This is a genomic window from Caballeronia sp. GACF4 (genome assembly GCF_023631025.1).
Lineage (GTDB): Bacteria > Pseudomonadota > Gammaproteobacteria > Burkholderiales > Burkholderiaceae > Caballeronia.
The window spans coordinates 1-16399 of the sequence record NZ_JALQDW010000009.1; the positions used below are offsets into that span (position 1 = coordinate 1).

Genomic DNA, 16399 nt, shown 5'->3' on the forward strand with positions numbered 1-16399 from the left:
TGCGTGACGCCGCACGACACGGCGATCACTTCGGTTGCCACGCCCGCTTCCTTCAGACGCACCGCCTCTTCCACGGCGATTTCATCGAACGGGTTCATGGACATCTTCACGTTGGCGATATCGACACCCGTGTTGTCCGACTTCACCCGGACCTTCACGTTGTAGTCGACCACGCGCTTGACTGGCACCAGAATTTTCATCCACACGCTCCAAAAGGGTCTCTCCGCGCTGGCGGAGGAAGCTTGTTCTTCCGATTCCTTGCGGATTCGGCGATCGATTGAGTCAACCCAGCCTCACATTATACGAGCGCTGCGTGTGCGCTTCCCCCGCCGAAACGGGTGGGCGAGGCGACGCACGATCGGCATACGCCGAATAATATCGAACGACCGTTCTATTCACTATCCCAAAAAACCCGCAGTCCGCTTTTCGCTGGATTACCAGGCGGCAATCACCGCGCCCGAGTATTTGCCGGCGATGAACTGCTTCACTTCCGGCGAGTGATACGCGGCCACCAGCTTCGCGACCCAAGGCTTGTCCTTGTCCACCGCGCGAATGGCGATGATGTTGGCGTACGGACCATGCGGATCTTCGATCGCGATGGCATCCGCGTTCGGCTTGAGACCCGCTTCCATCGCGAAGTTCGTGTTGATCGCGGCGGCGTCCACGTCAGCGAGCGAGCGCGGAATCTGCGCGGCATCGAGTTCGACGATCTTCAGCTTCTTCGGATTTTCGACGATATCGATAGGCGTCGCCTTCAATCCGGCATCGGCGCGCAGCTTGAGCAAGCCTTGCTTTTGCAGCAGCAGCAATGCGCGGCCGCCGTTGGTAGGATCGTTCGGAACCGCAACGCGCGCGCCGTTCTGCAACTCGCCGAGCGACTTGATCTTCTTCGAGTAGATGCCCATGGGGAACGTCACCGTGTCGGCAACCTTGATGAGCTTGTAGCCGCGATCCTTCACCTGTGCATCGAGATACGGCAAGTGCTGATAGCTGTTCGCGTCGAGGTCGCCCGCGGACAACGCGGCGTTCGGCTGCACATAGTCCGAGAACTCGATGACCGTGATCTTCAGGCCGTTCTTCGCCGCGACCTGCTTCACGACATCCATGATCTGCGCGTGCGGCCCGCCCGTCACACCGACCTTGATCGCGTCTTCGGCATGCGCGACGCCGCTGACCAGCATGACCGCGGACAACGCGGCGGCGAACTTCAGAATGAATCGACGTTGCATGAACTGACCTTTCGTTATGAGGTTGATGCGAACTTCACTTGTGACTGAGACGGCGCACGAGCCAGTCGCCGAACGACTGCACGAGCTGCACGAACACGATGAGGATGATGACCACCGTGAGCATCACTTCGGGCAAGAAGCGCTGATAACCGTAGCGGATGCCGAGGTCGCCCAGCCCGCCGCCGCCGATTGCACCGGCCATCGCCGAATAACCGACAAGCGAAACGAACGTGATGGTCAGCCCCGCCACCACGCCCGGCAACGATTCCGGCAGCAGCACCTTGAAGACGATCTGCCGCGTGGTCGCGCCCATGGCCTGAGCGGCTTCGATGAGCCCGCGATCCACCTCGCGCAACGCGGTTTCGACGAGCCGCGCGATGAACGGCGCGGCCGCGAGGGTCAGCGGCACGACAGCCGCCGCCGTACCGATGGACGAGCCCACGACGAGCCGCGTAAAGGGAATGACCGCGACGAGCAGAATGATGAACGGCGTCGAGCGCACGGCATTGACGATGCCGCCGAGCACTCGATTCACGGCGAGATTGGGCAGCACGCCGTCGCGATCCGTCAGATACAGGAGCACGCCGAGCGGAAGCCCAAGCGCCGCGCCGATCAGCCCGGAGATGCCGACCATGATCAGCGTCTCCCAGAACGACTGCACGAACATGTCGAACATTTCACTCAACATGGGAAAGCTCCTCCACCACGACGCCTTGCGAGCGCAAATAAGTAATCGCCTCGGCGACCTTCACCGGCTGACCGCCCGCGAGCACCGCGAGCGAGCCGAACGCCTGGCCCTGAATCTCGTCGATCTGGCCATGCAGGATATTGAAGTCGAGCTCGTAGCGGCGGATGGTCTCGGAGAGAATCGGCTGATCGACGCCCGAGCCCGTGAACGCGAGCCGCAGCAAATGGCCGCTGCCGGTCTTGAGACGCTCGGCCACGCGCACCTTGAGCGCGGGCGGCAACTCGTGCGCGATGACATCGCCGATCAGCGCGCGCGTGACTTCGTGATGCGGTTGCATGAAGACATCGACCACCTTGCCCTCTTCGACCACGCGCCCGGCATCGAGCACGGCGACGCGATCGCACACTTGCTTGATGACGTCCATCTGATGCGTGATGAGCACGATCGTGAGCCCGAGCTCGCGATTGATTTTGCGCAGCAGGTCGAGAATGGAACGCGTGGTTTCGGGATCGAGCGCGGAGGTGGCTTCATCGGAGAGCAGCACTTTCGGCTTGCTCGCAAGCGCGCGCGCGATGCCTACGCGCTGCTTCTGCCCGCCGCTGATTTGCGCGGGATATTTGTCCTTGTGCGTGGTGAGGCCGACGAGTTCGAGCAGCGGCAACACCACGGCCTCGATCTCCGCGCGCTTGTTGCCCGCGAGTTCGAGCGGCAGCGCGACGTTGTCGAACACCGTGCGCGACGACAGCAGGTTGAAATGCTGAAAGATCATGCCGATGTCACGGCGCGCGGCGCGCAAGTCGTGCTTGCCGAGCGTCATGAGATCGCGGCCATCGACCACGACGCTGCCTTCGCTCGGTCGCGTCAGCAGGTTGATGGTGCGCACCAGCGTGCTCTTACCCGCGCCGCTGCGCCCGATGATGCCGAACACTTCGCCGGCGGGAATCGTCAGATTGACGTTGTGTAGCGCTTCGACCCAGCCTCGTGGGCTCGCGAAACGCTGTGAGAGATTGCGGATTTCGATCATTCGACCAGGACGTGATTCATGCGTGGTCCGGAAAATACAAACGGCGGGAGGCTTTCGCGGACACTGTAGCGTCCGCGCAGCCAGCCGCCGCTCGTTCTAACTTCGTTGCTGTTCAGCCGCAGGATTTTACCGGAGCATCAACATTCTGTTTAATAATGAATTTCGATGATTTAATTACTGAATCGAATTTGCTTGATGCCTGGCCGCAGCCGATCACTTCGAAGCTCACCGCATGCCAACCAACGTCTACTCCACCAGCACCGTCACCACACGCCAGGGCGTCGAACTCTTCCTGCACCGCTGGCAGCCGAAGCCTCCACTGGAGCCGACAGCGCGCATCGCGCTCGTGCATGGCCTTGCCGAACACGCCGGCCGATACGACGCGCTGGCGCTCGCGCTCAACGCGGCGGGCATCGAACTGTTCGCAATCGATCTGCGGGGTCACGGCAAGTCGTCGGGCGAGCGTGCGTGGGTGCGCGTCTTCACCGACTATCTGCTCGATGCCCAAGTTCTTCTCGAAGCCTGCGCCACGACACCGCCCGCAGACACGCCGCTCTTTCTGATGGGCCACAGCATGGGCGGCGCGATTGCCGCGCTCCATGCCGCCGAACGCGGGAGCGAGAAGAAGCTGGCTGGATTGATTTTGTCGAGCCCGGCATTGCGCACTGGCAGCGGCACGCCGCGTTGGAAGACGACGCTCAACCGCATCGTCGGCACGCTGATTCCGCGCTGGCCCGCGTTCTCGATCGATCCCGCGCTGCTCTCGCGCGCGCCCGGCGTCGTCGAGGCGAACCGGCGCGATCCGCTCGTGCATCACGGTCCGGTCCCGGCTCGCACGGGCGCGCAGATTCTCGCGGCGATGGAGCGCATCGCGGCAAAGCGCGATCTCATCAAGTTGCCGCTTCTGGTGTTTCATGGCACGGCGGATGTCATCTGCGATCCGGCCGGCAGCCGTGAATTCGAAGCCAATGCGGGCTCGACCGACAGCACGCTCGAAATGGTCGACGGCAGCTATCACGAGACGCTCAACGACCTGGACCGCGATCGCGTGATTCGCGCGCTCATCGACTGGACGCTCGTGCGCGCCGACTATGCGCGCACGCATCCGTGACAGGCTAGATTTCGGCCAGCGCTCGCAGATGCGCGACGACGCTGCGCCCGAGCGCCGAGAGGTTGTAGCCGCCTTCGAGACAACTGACGATGCGCCCTTGTGCATAACGCTCGGCCACCGCGCGAATCTTTTCGGTGATCCACGCGTAATCGTCCTCGACGAGTCCCATGTTGCCAAGATCGTCTTCGCGGTGCGCATCGAAGCCCGCCGAGACGAACAGCATCTGCGGCTTGAATTCCTCGAGGCGCGGCAGCCACATCAGGTCGACCACTTCGCGTACTGCCATGCCCTTGGTGCGCGCGGGCAGCGGCACGTTGACCATGTTCGACGCGTGATTGTCCGCGCCTGTGAACGGATAGAACGGATGCTGGAAGAAGCTGCACATCATGACGCGCGAGTCGCCCGTGAACGCAGCTTCGGTGCCGTTGCCGTGATGCACGTCGAAATCGATCACGGCGACGCGCTGCAGACCGTGCACTTCGAGCGCGTGCCGCGCCGCGATGGCCACGTTATTGAAGAGACAAAAGCCCATCGCGCGCGCGGGCTCGGCATGATGACCCGGCGGACGCACACTGCAAAACGCGTTTTCGTATCGGCCTCCGATGACGGCATCGGTCGCCGCGATCGCCGCGCCCGCCGCACGCAAGGCCGCGCGATACGACTGCGGACACATCGACGTATCCGGGTCGAGTTCGCTTCTGCCATGCTCGGGTGTGCGGCTCTTGATGTAATCGATATGCGACTGCGTGTGCACGCGCGCTAGGTCGGCTTCCCCGGCGAGCGGTGCTTCCTCGCGCTCGACGAGCATGTCGATGCGGCTTGCGATCAGTTGATCTTCAATCGCCTGCAAACGCGCCGCGCATTCGGGATGCCACTCGCCGTTGTCATGCTTGAGGCAGTCGGGGTGGGAGTAAAAGCCGGTGGCCATGATGTCTCGCAGTGCCGTCGGGGTCGGCTCTCGTCTCGTGTTTTTTCGTCATACGCGTATCCCGCACCGCGCATTTGACGTTAAGTTACCACACCGTTCGAAACGGCCGCCTTCTCGCTCTCCACGGCAGTCCGGGCACCATGCGTCGGTTATACTGCCCCGAGCCGAAGGCAGCCTTGCATGCGTGCACGGCATGTCGCCGGCCGCTGCGTTCCGTTGAGAAACGTTGCGGATCGTTGCACCGTTCAGCAGGCGTCTGACCGTTCGAACATCCGGCTACGCCCCTTATCGCACAACCACGCAGACTATGACTTTTCAGTTCGCCCCGTTCGTCTCTCCTGTCTCGCTCAAGCGCGCCCTTCTCGCCTCGTTCGTTTGCGCGATCGCCACGTTTGGCGGCAACAGCGCGTGGGCGCAGTCGCAGCAACCGCAAACCGCAACGCCGCAAGGACAGGATTTCGAGGAAGAGATCGTTCCGCAGCGCTACGCGAACAACCCGAATGTCGATGCGTTCATCAACGACATGGTCGCGCGCTACGATTTCGACTCCGCCGCGCTGCACGACCTCTTCAATCACGTCAGTTATTCGGCAACGGCAGTCAAGCTAGTGCTGCCTTCGCCCACGCCGTCCGCGAAGAACTGGCGCGCGTATCAGGCGCGCTTCATCGAGCCGGTGCGCATCAACGCGGGCGTGAAATTCTGGCGCGCGAATCAGGCGACGCTGCAGCGCGCCTCCGAGCAGTTCGGTGTGCCGCCGGAAGTGATCGTCGGGATCATCGGCGTGGAGACGATCTACGGCAAATACATGGGCAACTTCCGCGCGCTCGACGCGCTGACCACGCTCACGTTCGACTACCCCAATGTGCCGAATCGCGTGGACCGTCAGGCGACCTTCCGCAAGAATCTCGAAGACCTGCTGGTCTGGACGCGCGACGCGCAAATCGACCCGACCACCGTGCTCGGCTCGTACACGGGCGCGATCGGCATTCCGCAGTTTCTTCCAAGCAGCATCGTGCAATACGCGGTGGATTACGACGGCAACAGCCGTATCGATCTGCGCACGAGTCCGGCGGATGCCATCGGCAGTGTCGCGAATTATCTGAAGCAGAACGGTTGGGAACCCGGGCGCCCGGTGGTATGGAAAATCGCGGGCGATGTCGGCAGTCAGGGTATCGCGGAAGCCGCCGCGAACGGTCAGCCGGAGCCGCGCTGGTCGCTCGCGCAACTGACGAAAGCGGGCATGATAATCGACCAGCCGGGCCTTAATGTCGATGCCGAAGCCGGCACGCCGCTTACGGTCGTCGATTTGCCCACGCCGGGCCGCGCCACCGAATACACGCTCGGGCTCAGGAACTTCTATGCATTGACGCGCTATAACCGCAGCTTCTTTTATGCGCTCGCGGTGTATCAGCTTGGCGAGGCCGTGAAGGCGCGCATGGCAACAGGCGCGCAGTAAGGGCTTCTTTGGCACCAAGCAAAAACCCCGGCGCGCCGGGGTTTTTTCATTGCGGCCGCGGAAGGACTCACGCGGGAAACACGCCTGTAGACAAATAGCGGTCGCCGCGATCGCACACCACGAACACGATGGTCGCGTTCTCGACCTGACGCGCCACGCGCAGCGCGACTTCGCACGCGCCGCCCGACGAAATGCCCGCGAAGATGCCTTCGACCGATGCCAGCCGGCGCGCCATCGCTTCCGACGCTGCCTGACTCACGTTCTCGACGCGATCCACGCGGCTACGATCGAAAATTTTCGGCAGATAAGCTTCCGGCCATTTGCGGATGCCCGGAATGCGCGAGCCTTCCTCCGGCTGCGCACCGACGATCTCGATCTGCTCGTTCTTCTCTTTCAGAAACTGCGACACGCCCATGATCGTGCCCGTGGTGCCCATCGACGAGACGAAGTGCGTGATGCGTCCTTCCGTCTGCTTCCACAGTTCCGGCCCGGTGGTTTCGTAGTGCGCGAGCGGATTGTCCGGATTGGCGAACTGATCGAGGATGATGCCGCGGCCATCGCGCTGCATCTGGTCGGCCAAATCGCGCGCGTATTCCATGCCGCCCGTGACCGGCGTGAGGATGATCTGCGCGCCATACGCGCCCATGCTCTGCCGGCGCTCGATGGACAAGTCCTCCGGCATGATCAGCACCATCTTGTAGCCGCGCACTGCCGCAGCCATGGCAAGCGCGATACCGGTGTTGCCGCTCGTCGATTCGATCAGCGTGTCGCCCGGCTTGATGCGGCCGCGTTCCTCAGCTTTCCTGATCATCGACAGTGCCGGACGGTCTTTCACCGATCCCGCCGGGTTATTGCCTTCCAGCTTGCCGAGAACGACGTTGTTGCGGCTGCGGATTTCCTCGTCCACGACGCGGACGAGTTGCACGAGCGGCGTGTTGCCGATCGTGTCTTCGATAGTCATGTAAGCCATAAGCGGACCGGATTCATATCCCGCCGAAAAGGTCACACCGCGTGCGATCTTCGTGGGGATTTGGTATGGGAATCCGTCGATTGTAGCCCAGCGATCCTTTCCATGTTCTTCACCCCTCTTGCACGGATGGAATGCCGGGCGCATCGGCGTTCATGCAAAAACCCCGCGACGAGACAGACCGCGGGGAGCCCAAACCATCCGAGGCTGAAGGAGCTTTTTTGATGCGAGGAAAGAGCCGCCGGCTATTTCTTGACGACCACGGGCTTCGCCGCCGTCGATGCCGAGACCGGCGTCGCGTTCACGGAATTGGGCGCTGCCGCTTTCGGCGCCGCGCCGATGCTCAGTCCTTCGGCCTCCAGGCGCGATACGGTCTTGCCGCCCATGCCCTTCACGCGCGAGCCGAGATCGGACGCGTCCTTGAAGGGGCCGTGCGCCTGACGTTCATCGAGGATGGCTTTCGCCTTGGCCGGGCCGATGCCCTTGATCCCGCGCAGGGCGTCGGCGTTGGCGGTGTTGACATCGACCGCCGCGAGCGCGGAACCGATGGAAAAGGTGAGCGCGAGCGCGACGATCGTTGAGAATGCTTGCTTGAACATGACTGAGTCTCCAGAAGAACCGGCCGGCGAACAGTGCCGACCGCGAGACCCAGTGTAGAGAGACTTCGATTGCCTTTATAGCTGGCCGAATAGCCAACGCACGTAGCGATCGACACCCTCTTGCACCGTCAGAAACGGCGCGTCGTAACCGGCCGCGCGCAGATGCGACTGGTCCGCCTGCGTGAAGCATTGATACTTGCCGCGCAGCGCATCCGGGAACGGTACGTATTCGATCAAGCCGCGCTGCACGAGCTCCGCCAGCGAGAGCGCGGCCTCGCCATTCAGTGCGCGCAACGAGTTGACGACCGTCGAGGCGATGTCGTTGAACGGCTGCGCGCGGCCCGTGCCGAGATTGAAGATGCCCGACTTCTCCGGATGATCGAGAAAGTACAGATTCACCTTGACCACGTCTTCGACGGAGACGAAATCGCGCGTCTGCTCGCCTGCGGCATAACCGTTGTATTCGCCGAAGAGCTTGACCTTGCCTTCCGAGCGGAACTGATTGAAATTGTGGAACGCCACGGACGCCATGCGCCCCTTATGCGTTTCGCGCTGACCGTAGACGTTGAAGTAGCGAAAGCCGACGATCTGGCTACCCGCCTTCGGCAACACCTGACGCACGATCTGGTCGAACAGCAGCTTCGAATAACCGTAGACGTTGAGCGGCTTTTCGTATTCGCGCTCTTCGACGAAGCGGCTCGAACCGCCATAGGTCGCAGCCGAGGACGCGTAGAGAAACTGCGCGCCCTGTGCGAGACAGATATCCATCACGTCGCGGCTGTAACGGAAGTTGTTCTCCATCATGTAGCGGCCGTCGGTTTCCATCGTGTCCGAACAGGCGCCTTCATGGAACACCGCGCGCACCTGACCGAAGTCGCCGCGCCTGAAGCGCTCGACGAATTCGGTCTTGTCGAGGTAATCGTCTATCTCGCAATCGACGAGATTCTTGAACTTGTCGGCACGCGTGAGGTTGTCCACCGCGATCACGCGATGCTCGCCGCGCTCGTTGAGCGCCTTGACGATATTGCTGCCGATGAAGCCAGCCGCTCCGGTAACGATGAAAGTCATGATGGCGTTGCCCGAGTTGCCCGAAGAGTCAGGCGAAGAGTTCGTTGTAATCGACGGTCGCGGTGCCGAGCTTGCCAACCACGATACCCGCCGCGCGGTTCGCATAAGCCACGGAATCGACGAGCGGCACACCCGCGCCGAGCATGGTCGCGACGGTCGCGATGACGGTGTCGCCCGCGCCCGAGACATCATACACTTCGCGTGCTTCGGCCGAAGTGTGCAGCACCTGGTTCTCGGTGAAGAGTGTCATGCCCTCTTCCGAACGCGTGAGCAAGAGCGCGCTCAGGTCGAGTTCCGCGCGCAGCTTGCTCACGCGCTCGTGCAAATCTTCTTCCGACTTCCACTGCCCGATCACCTCGCGCAACTCCGCGCGATTCGGCGTGATGAGTGTCGCGCCGCGATAGCGGTCCCAGTCGTCGCCTTTGGGGTCGACCAGCACCGGCTTGCCTGCTTGCCGCGCTTCGCTGATCATCTGCGTGACGTGCGTGAGCCCGCCCTTCGCATAGTCCGACATGAGGATGACGTCGTGCTGCGGCAGCAGTTCCGCGAAGCGCGCGAGGCACGCGGCCAGCACTTCGTGATTCGGCGTGTTTTCGAAATCGACACGCAGCAGTTGTTGCTGCCGCGACAGCACGCGCAGCTTGATGGTCGTCAGCAGTTCGGGATCGCGTTCGAGATGGCCCGCGACCCGGCTCTCGCCCAGCAATTCGACGATGCGCTCGCCCGGTTCGTCATGCCCGACCACACACAAGAGGCCAGCCTGCGCGCCGAGCGCCGCCGCATTGCGCGCGACGTTGGCCGCGCCGCCCAAGCGGTCTTCCTTGCGCTGCACGTGCACGACAGGCACGGGCGCTTCCGGCGAGATGCGATTCACGTCGCCGAACCAGTAGCGGTCGAGCATCACGTCGCCCACTACGAGCACGCGCGCCGCCGAAATGCGCGCGCGCGGCACCACCGGAATGTCGGCGGAATCAGCTGCGCTTGCCGTTACTGTCGAGAGCGACATGAGGACGTCCTATTGCGTAGTAATCGATGCCCATCTCGGACATCGCTTCCGGTTCATACAGATTGCGGCCGTCGAAGATCACCGGCATTTTCAACGCGCTCTTCAGATGCGCGAAGTCCGGGCTCTTGAACTCCTTCCATTCGGTCACGATGACGAGCGCATCCGCATCCGTCAGCGCTTCCTGCTGCGAGCGCACGAAGTGCAGACGCTTGATGTCGTCGGGCCGCTCGGCCAGATCGAGCGCGAGTACGCGTTCGGCTTCCTGCAATGCGACGGGATCGTAAGCGCGCACGGTCGCGCCGCGCGAGAGCAGCGCCTCGACGATGCGCCGGCTCGACGCCTCGCGCATGTCGTCGGTATTGGGCTTGAACGCGAGCCCCCACACGGCGAACGTGCGCCCGCGCAGATCCTCGCCCATGCGCCTGACGATCTTGTTGACGAGCACTTCCTTTTGCGCGTCGTTGACTTCCTCGACCGCTTCGAGAATGCGCAGCCTATGGCCGTTCTCACGCGCGGTCTGAACGAGCGCCTGCACATCCTTCGGGAAACACGAGCCGCCGTAGCCGCAGCCCGCATACAAAAAGTGATAGCCGATGCGCGGGTCCGAACCGATCCCGCGTCGCACCGCTTCGATATCCGCGCCGACCATGTCCGCGAGATTCGACAGGTCGTTCATGAACGAGATGCGCGTGGCCAGCATGGCGTTGGCCGCGTACTTGGTGAACTCGGCGGAATGCACGTCCATGTAAAGCGTGCGCTCGTGATTCCGGTTGAACGGCGCGTAGAGCCGCTTCATCTTCTCGCGCGCAAGCTTGCCGTTCTCGTCGTCGTCGATACCGATCACGATGCGATCCGGCCGCATGAAGTCGTCCACGGCGGCGCCTTCCTTGAGGAACTCCGGATTCGACACGACCGAGAAGCCGTGTTCGTCCGAACCTTCCAGTCCGCGCGCCTTTAGTTCGGCTTCGACCACGTTGCTGACCTGCAGCGCCGTGCCGACTGGCACCGTGGATTTATCGACGATCACCTTGAAGCCGTTCGAATAGCGGCCGATATTGCGCGCCGCCGCGAGCACGTACTGCAAGTCGGCGGAGCCATCCTCGTCGGGCGGCGTGCCGACCGCGATGAACTGGATCTCGCCATGCTCGACGCTTGCCTGCACATCGGTGGAGAACTGAATACGACCCGCCGCGCGCGTGCGCCGGAGCATTTCCTGCAAGCCCGGCTCGTGAATCGGCACGCCGCCGTTGTTGAGAATATCGATCTTGCGCGGATCGACATCCACGCAAAACACGTCATTGCCGATTTCGGCGAGACACGCGCCGGTAACCAGACCGACGTAACCCGTGCCGACGATGGTGATTTTCATACGCTTTTAACTGATTCCTGAAATGCCGGTGGCGGAGACGACGCCTCGCGCTCTCGAGCGCGTCCGCCCTCAGGCGGAACTGGTGATCGGCTCCACGCGGCGCGGCGCGTAGGTTTCCCAGCCGCTGCAGCCGGGGCATTGCCAATAGAATAGACGCGCGCGGAAGCCGCAGGTCTGACATGTGTAGCGCGGCAGATTCTTCGTGCGCTGTTTGACGAGCGTGCGCATGAGTTCGAGCTCGCCGCGGCGCGGCTCCTCGGCGGTCGCTTCCTGCGCTTCGAGCAGACGCGTCATGCCCGCGAGGTTCGGCGCGCTTTCCATTTGCTTCCTCGCAAGCGCGTGCGCCGCGTCGAGTCCGCGCAACTCCTGGACGTGCTTGTACGCGACATCGAGCAAATCGTTCGATGGATAACGGCTCGCGTAATCGATCAACAAATCGACGCCCTCTTCCTTGCGGCCAAGCGTGCTGTACGCCTTCATCAGCTTCTCGGCGACGAGCGGCAGATACGCTTCGTTCTGCGCCTCCACGCGCTTCCAGCTTTCGATCGCCGTTTCGACATTGCCGGCGGCGGCTTCGACATCGCCCGAGAGAATGGTTGCGCGCACGTTATCCGGATTCGACGCCAGCGCGAGCTTCAACTCGTCGCGCGCGCCTTCCGGATTCTTGCGCTGCAAAGCCTCCTGCGCAAGCTCGCAGTGGAAATGCGCGATCTCCATATGCAGCGACGGCGCGCCCATCTTTTCGATGCGCTCGGCGGTCGCGATCGACTTCGGCCAATCTTTTTCGATTTCGTAGATGGTCAGAAGCGCACGTTGCGCGCCGAGCGAGTATTCGCCGGCTTCGAGCGAGCGGAAAGTTTCCTCGGCGCGATCGAGCAGCCCAGCCTTCAGAAAGTCCTGACCGAGTTCATAGAGCGCGTGATCGCGCTCGGCCACGGGAAGATCGGCACGGCTCAAGAGGTTCTGATGCACGCGGATCGCGCGATCGGTTTCACCGCGCCGCCGAAAAAGGTTGCCGAGCGCAAAGTGCAGTTCGATGGTTTCGGGATCGAGCTTGGCCACCTCGATGAACGCGTCGATCGCCTTGTCGTGTTGCTCGTTGAGCAGGAAATTCAGGCCGCGAAAATACGAGCGCGGCAGGTTCGCATTTTCGGATAGCAGCGTTTTCAGGTCATAGCGGGACGCCATCCAGCCGAGAGCGAAGGCAACGGGAATGACGAGCAGCCACCAGAAGTCTAGATCCATGCGCTTTTGTCGAAGAGTCGGTTAGGTGTCTGCTTTTTAACAACCCTCACGGCGCTCGCCGGGACAGTTGCGAATGATTTCTTTAGATGAGTGGCGGCATGGGCGGCTCTTCCTTCACCACCGGCGTCTCGCGTGCGACACGCAACTCGCGCTTGAGGCGCCCGTTTTCCATGCGCAAACGCAGCATCTTCGGCACAGCCGAAACCAGTCCTGCCAGCAAGCCCACGAGGAAGAATGCAAGGCCGATCAGGATCAACGGCGCTTGCCATTGAAATCCTCCGGGCGCATTCAGCGTGACGGGGTCGCGATTCGCGAGCGCCAGCACGAGCAGAAGCACGAATACGAGGACACGGATCAGCCAGACGATGAATTTCATGTACGGTTTTCCAGGAGCGGTCGCGCGTGTCAGTGGTTGGCATGATGCCAAGCCCGCGCAGATGATAACCAGGTCAAAGTGACCGGTATTGTAATGGATGCCTTCGCGCGCCAGCACCTGCGGCGCGCCGACCCTCAATTGGAACGCATCGGGCGCGAAAGGGCTATCACCAATCGTTGAAATTGATCAGCAGGCGATGGCCGAGCAAATGCCGCACCCGTAACGTGCCGCTTTAAGGCCGCGCAAGTTCGGCCGGCAATAAAAAAAGCACCCCGCAGGGTGCTTTTCTGGTCGATTGCCTCGTGGCCGGACGCCGCGAACCTGAGATCAAGTTGATCACGGGGACGATGGGCGCCGATCAGAGATCGTCCGCATCGTCGTCATTCGACTCCTTCAGCGGCTCACCCGCACGACCATCCACGCGTTCACGCAACTCCTTGCCCGGCTTGAAGTGCGGCACGAATTTCTCCGGTACCAGCACTTTCTCACCCGACTTTGGATTGCGCCCGACGCGCGACGGACGGCGATTGAGCCCGAAGCTGCCGAAGCCGCGAATCTCGATACGATGACCGTTGGCCAAAGCCTCCGACATCGCATCGAGCATCGTCTTCACCGCGAAATCCGCATCCTTGAGGACAAGTTGCGGAAATCGCGACGCCAACTGGGCGACCAATTCCGATTTGGTCATACTGCAGCAGTACCGTTAAGGCTTAGCTGTTCTGGCCGTCAAGCTTGGCCTTGAGCAGCGCGCCGAGGTTGGTCGTGCCGGTGGCGGCGGCGTTCGAGTCCGAAGTCTGCAGACCACGAATGGCTTCCTGCTGTTCGGCCGAATCCTTCGCCTTGATCGACAGGTTGATGCCACGCGATTTGCGATCGATGTTGATGATCATCGCGTTGACCTTGTCGCCTTCCTTCAGCACGTTGCGAGCATCTTCCACGCGATCTTGCGCGATTTCCGAAGCACGCAGGTAACCTTCGACGTCCGCCGTCAGGGTGATAACCGCACCCTTCGCGTCCACCGACTTCACCGTACCGTCGACGATAGCGCCCTTGTCGTTGATCGCGACGAAGTTGTTGAACGGATCGCCTTCGAGCTGCTTGATGCCGAGCGAAATGCGTTCCTTGTCCACGTCGATGCCCAGAACCACGGCTTCGACTTCGTCGCCCTTCTTGTACTTGCGCACGGCTTCTTCGCCGGTTTCGCTCCATGACAAGTCGGAGAGGTGAACCAGGCCGTCGATGCCGCCCGGCAGACCGATGAACACGCCGAAGTCGGTGATCGACTTGATGGCGCCGCTGATCTTGTCGCCCTTCTTGAAGTTGCGGCTGAAGTCATCCCACGGATTCGGCTTGCATTGCTTCATGCCGAGCGAGATACGGCGGCGGTCTTCGTCGATTTCCAGAACCATGACTTCGACTTCGTCGCCCAGCTGCACGACCTTCGACGGTGCAACGTTCTTGTTCGTCCAGTCCATTTCCGACACGTGAACCAGGCCTTCGATGCCCGATTCCACTTCGACGAATGCGCCGTAGTCGGTGATGTTGGTGACCTTGCCGAACAGGCGCGTGCCCGACGGGTAACGGCGCGAGATGCCTTCCCACGGATCGTCACCCAGTTGCTTGATGCCGAGCGAAACGCGGTTCTTCTCTTGGTCGAACTTGAGGATCTTGGCGGTAACTTCCTGGCCAACCGACAGAACTTCGCTCGGGTGACGCACACGACGCCATGCGATGTCGGTGATGTGCAGCAGGCCGTCGATACCGCCGAGGTCAACGAACGCGCCGTAGTCGGTGATGTTCTTGACCACGCCTTCCACGATCGCGCCTTCCTTCAGCGTTTCGAGCAGCTTCGCGCGCTCTTCGCCTTGCGTCGCTTCGATAACAGCGCGGCGCGACAGCACGACGTTGTTACGCTTGCGGTCGAGCTTGATGACGCGGAATTCGAGCGTCTTGCCTTCGTACGGCGTCGTGTCCTTGACCGGACGCGTGTCGACCAGCGAACCCGGCAGGAATGCGCGGATGCCGTTGACCATCACGGTCATGCCGCCCTTGACCTTGCCCGTGATCGTGCCGGTCACGAGTTCGTTGTTGTCAAGGGCCTTTTCCAGCGACAGCCACGAAGCCAGACGCTTCGCCTTGTCGCGCGACAGGATGGTGTCGCCATAGCCGTTCTCCAGCGCGTCGATTGCGACGGAAACGAAGTCGCCCGCCTGCACTTCCACCTCGCCCGCGTCGTTCAGGAATTCTTCGAGCGGAATGTAGGCTTCGGACTTGAGACCAGCGTTGACGACCACGAAGTTGTGGTCGACGCGCACGACTTCGGCGGAGATCACTTCGCCGGCGCGCATGTCCTGCTTGGTCAGCGACTCTTCGAACAGAGCCGCGAAAGATTCGGTATTCGGGGTAGAGGTTTGCAGGTCGGACATAAAAATCGATATTTGCACGGCTTTTGCGCGATGGCCTTTGAAGTTTCCGAAGAGCCGGAATATGGCCGGGTAAGTGCGCGAGGCGATGCGGGGTTAAGGGGTTAAAACACGCTCCGCCACATGGAAGAGCACCTTGCGTCTACAGCTGACTACTGTTCTTCACAACTCGCTAGAAACGAACCGCTATACACGAACCGCGCTGTACCAACCGATGATTTGTTCCACCGTCTGATCGACCGACAAACCGGAGGTGTCCAGCGTCTTCGCGTCCGCCGCGGCTTTGAGCGGTGCGGTGGCCCGGTTGGAGTCCCGGGCGTCGCGCTCACGCAAATCTCGCAGCAAGTCATCCATATTAGCAGAAAAACCTTTTTGCATCAATTGCTTATGCCGGCGCGCCGCGCGTGCTTCGACGCTTGCGGTCAGAAACACTTTCAACGTCGCATCGGGAAAGATGACGGTGCCCATGTCGCGGCCATCGGCGACCAAGCCCGGACGCTTGCGAAACGCCCGCTGCCGCGCAACGAGCGCCTGCCGCACTTGCGGATGCACGGCTATCGCCGACGCGCGGTTGCCGACTTCCTCGGCGCGAATCTCGCTCGATACATCCACGCCGTCGAGCTGCGCACAGCCCTCGCGGAAGGTGATGTGAAGCGCGCCGATGAGCTTTGCGAGCGCGGCTGCGTCGTCCGTGTCGATGTCGTAGCTCAGGCTTGCCAAGGCCGTTAGCCGATAAAGCGCGCCGCTGTCGAGCAGGTGGAAGCCGAGCGTGGCCGCGACGAGCGCCGCGACCGTGCCCTTGCCCGAAGCGGTCGGCCCGTCGATGGTGATTACTGGTGTAGGGTCGAATGGACGGGTCGGTTTCATTGCTCTCGGCCTTTCTGGCCCGTTATTACTGCTTTCGTTGAAG

At 61.9% G+C, this 16399-nt stretch carries 17 protein-coding genes; 2 read left to right on the forward strand and 15 right to left on the reverse strand.

The features are described from left to right. From NCR40_RS09860 to NCR40_RS09875, 4 genes are all read right to left on the reverse strand, one after another. On the reverse strand, positions 1–200 hold a 200-nt coding region (locus tag NCR40_RS09860), incomplete at its 3' end, for an electron transfer flavoprotein subunit beta/FixA family protein (protein ID WP_502800977.1). A 234-nt stretch (positions 201–434) separates the two neighbouring features. Beyond that, entirely contained in the window at positions 435–1229 is a 795-nt protein-coding gene (locus NCR40_RS09865) for a MetQ/NlpA family ABC transporter substrate-binding protein (protein ID WP_250465312.1), read from the reverse strand. 34 nt (positions 1230–1263) lie between these two features. Further along, a complete protein-coding gene (locus NCR40_RS09870; RefSeq protein ID WP_250509350.1) occupies positions 1264–1917 on the reverse strand; it encodes a methionine ABC transporter permease in 654 nt (217 codons plus the stop codon). After that, positions 1907–2941, reverse strand: a complete 1035-nt coding sequence (locus NCR40_RS09875; RefSeq protein WP_250465313.1) for a methionine ABC transporter ATP-binding protein — start codon at positions 2939–2941, stop codon at positions 1907–1909. Before NCR40_RS09875 ends, NCR40_RS09870 begins: the two co-directional genes overlap by 11 nt. A 232-nt stretch (positions 2942–3173) precedes the next feature. Between NCR40_RS09875 and NCR40_RS09880 the strand changes: the two genes are divergently transcribed. Then, entirely contained in the window at positions 3174–4052 is an 879-nt protein-coding gene (locus NCR40_RS09880) for an alpha/beta hydrolase (RefSeq protein WP_250509351.1), read from the forward strand. Positions 4053–4056: 4 nt separating this feature from the next. Here the strand turns inward: NCR40_RS09880 and NCR40_RS09885 are convergent, their stop codons facing one another. After that, positions 4057–4980, reverse strand: a complete 924-nt coding sequence (locus NCR40_RS09885) for a histone deacetylase family protein (RefSeq protein WP_250509352.1) — start codon at positions 4978–4980, stop codon at positions 4057–4059. Positions 4981–5287: 307 nt separating this feature from the next. On the opposite strand from NCR40_RS09885, the gene mltB reads away from it, so the two are divergent. Then, positions 5288–6436: a lytic murein transglycosylase B gene (gene mltB, locus NCR40_RS09890; RefSeq protein WP_244825905.1), complete on the forward strand. Its 1149-nt coding sequence runs from the start codon at positions 5288–5290 to the stop codon at positions 6434–6436. Positions 6437–6503: 67 nt separating this feature from the next. Here the strand turns inward: mltB and cysM are convergent, their stop codons facing one another. The 10 genes from cysM to cmk form a co-directional block, all read right to left on the reverse strand. Next, entirely contained in the window at positions 6504–7406 is a 903-nt protein-coding gene (gene cysM, locus NCR40_RS09895) for a cysteine synthase CysM (RefSeq protein WP_250509353.1), read from the reverse strand. A gap of 242 nt (positions 7407–7648) precedes the next feature. Then, a complete protein-coding gene (locus NCR40_RS09900; RefSeq protein WP_244825907.1) occupies positions 7649–8002 on the reverse strand; it encodes a ComEA family DNA-binding protein in 354 nt (117 codons plus the stop codon). Positions 8003–8077: 75 nt separating this feature from the next. Continuing rightward, positions 8078–9070, reverse strand: coding sequence for an ADP-glyceromanno-heptose 6-epimerase (rfaD, locus tag NCR40_RS09905; protein WP_250465318.1), 993 nt, complete (start codon positions 9068–9070; stop codon positions 8078–8080). 28 nt (positions 9071–9098) lie between these two features. Next, complete coding sequence (rfaE1, locus tag NCR40_RS09910; protein ID WP_244825909.1) at positions 9099–10076, reverse strand: D-glycero-beta-D-manno-heptose-7-phosphate kinase; 978 nt, start codon at positions 10074–10076, stop codon at positions 9099–9101. After that, complete coding sequence (locus NCR40_RS09915; protein ID WP_250509354.1) at positions 10042–11445, reverse strand: UDP-glucose dehydrogenase family protein; 1404 nt, start codon at positions 11443–11445, stop codon at positions 10042–10044. Before NCR40_RS09915 ends, rfaE1 begins: the two co-directional genes overlap by 35 nt. A gap of 69 nt (positions 11446–11514) precedes the next feature. Beyond that, positions 11515–12690 carry a lipopolysaccharide assembly protein LapB gene (gene lapB / locus NCR40_RS09920; protein WP_244825912.1) on the reverse strand — a complete coding sequence of 392 codons (1176 nt, stop codon included), beginning with the start codon at positions 12688–12690 and terminating at the stop codon, positions 11515–11517. A gap of 82 nt (positions 12691–12772) precedes the next feature. Next, positions 12773–13066 (reverse strand): LapA family protein, encoded by a 294-nt coding sequence (locus tag NCR40_RS09925; protein ID WP_244825914.1) that lies wholly within the window; start codon positions 13064–13066, stop codon positions 12773–12775. Between the two features lie 358 nt (positions 13067–13424). Further along, positions 13425–13754: an integration host factor subunit beta gene (locus tag NCR40_RS09930; protein ID WP_244825916.1), complete on the reverse strand. Its 330-nt coding sequence runs from the start codon at positions 13752–13754 to the stop codon at positions 13425–13427. 22 nt (positions 13755–13776) lie between these two features. Then, a complete protein-coding gene (rpsA, locus tag NCR40_RS09935) occupies positions 13777–15510 on the reverse strand; it encodes a 30S ribosomal protein S1 (RefSeq protein ID WP_244825917.1) in 1734 nt (577 codons plus the stop codon). A gap of 165 nt (positions 15511–15675) precedes the next feature. Then, positions 15676–16356: a (d)CMP kinase gene (gene cmk, locus NCR40_RS09940; RefSeq protein ID WP_244825918.1), complete on the reverse strand. Its 681-nt coding sequence runs from the start codon at positions 16354–16356 to the stop codon at positions 15676–15678. Positions 16357–16399: the final 43 nt, after the last annotated feature.

Coding starts and splice junctions, on each gene's coding strand:
- NCR40_RS09865 (WP_250465312.1), bottom strand. CDS start 1,229: ATGCAACGTCGATTCATTCTGAAGTTCGCCGCCGCGTTGTCCGCGGTC.
- NCR40_RS09870 (WP_250509350.1), bottom strand. CDS start 1,917: ATGTTGAGTGAAATGTTCGACATGTTCGTGCAGTCGTTCTGGGAGACG.
- NCR40_RS09875 (WP_250465313.1), bottom strand. CDS start 2,941: ATGATCGAAATCCGCAATCTCTCACAGCGTTTCGCGAGCCCACGAGGC.
- NCR40_RS09880 (WP_250509351.1), top strand. CDS start 3,174: ATGCCAACCAACGTCTACTCCACCAGCACCGTCACCACACGCCAGGGC.
- NCR40_RS09885 (WP_250509352.1), bottom strand. CDS start 4,980: ATGGCCACCGGCTTTTACTCCCACCCCGACTGCCTCAAGCATGACAAC.
- mltB (WP_244825905.1), top strand. CDS start 5,288: ATGACTTTTCAGTTCGCCCCGTTCGTCTCTCCTGTCTCGCTCAAGCGC.
- cysM (WP_250509353.1), bottom strand. CDS start 7,406: ATGGCTTACATGACTATCGAAGACACGATCGGCAACACGCCGCTCGTG.
- NCR40_RS09900 (WP_244825907.1), bottom strand. CDS start 8,002: ATGTTCAAGCAAGCATTCTCAACGATCGTCGCGCTCGCGCTCACCTTT.
- rfaD (WP_250465318.1), bottom strand. CDS start 9,070: ATGACTTTCATCGTTACCGGAGCGGCTGGCTTCATCGGCAGCAATATC.
- rfaE1 (WP_244825909.1), bottom strand. CDS start 10,076: ATGTCGCTCTCGACAGTAACGGCAAGCGCAGCTGATTCCGCCGACATT.
- NCR40_RS09915 (WP_250509354.1), bottom strand. CDS start 11,445: ATGAAAATCACCATCGTCGGCACGGGTTACGTCGGTCTGGTTACCGGC.
- lapB (WP_244825912.1), bottom strand. CDS start 12,690: ATGGATCTAGACTTCTGGTGGCTGCTCGTCATTCCCGTTGCCTTCGCT.
- NCR40_RS09925 (WP_244825914.1), bottom strand. CDS start 13,066: ATGAAATTCATCGTCTGGCTGATCCGTGTCCTCGTATTCGTGCTTCTG.
- NCR40_RS09930 (WP_244825916.1), bottom strand. CDS start 13,754: ATGACCAAATCGGAATTGGTCGCCCAGTTGGCGTCGCGATTTCCGCAA.
- cmk (WP_244825918.1), bottom strand. CDS start 16,356: ATGAAACCGACCCGTCCATTCGACCCTACACCAGTAATCACCATCGAC.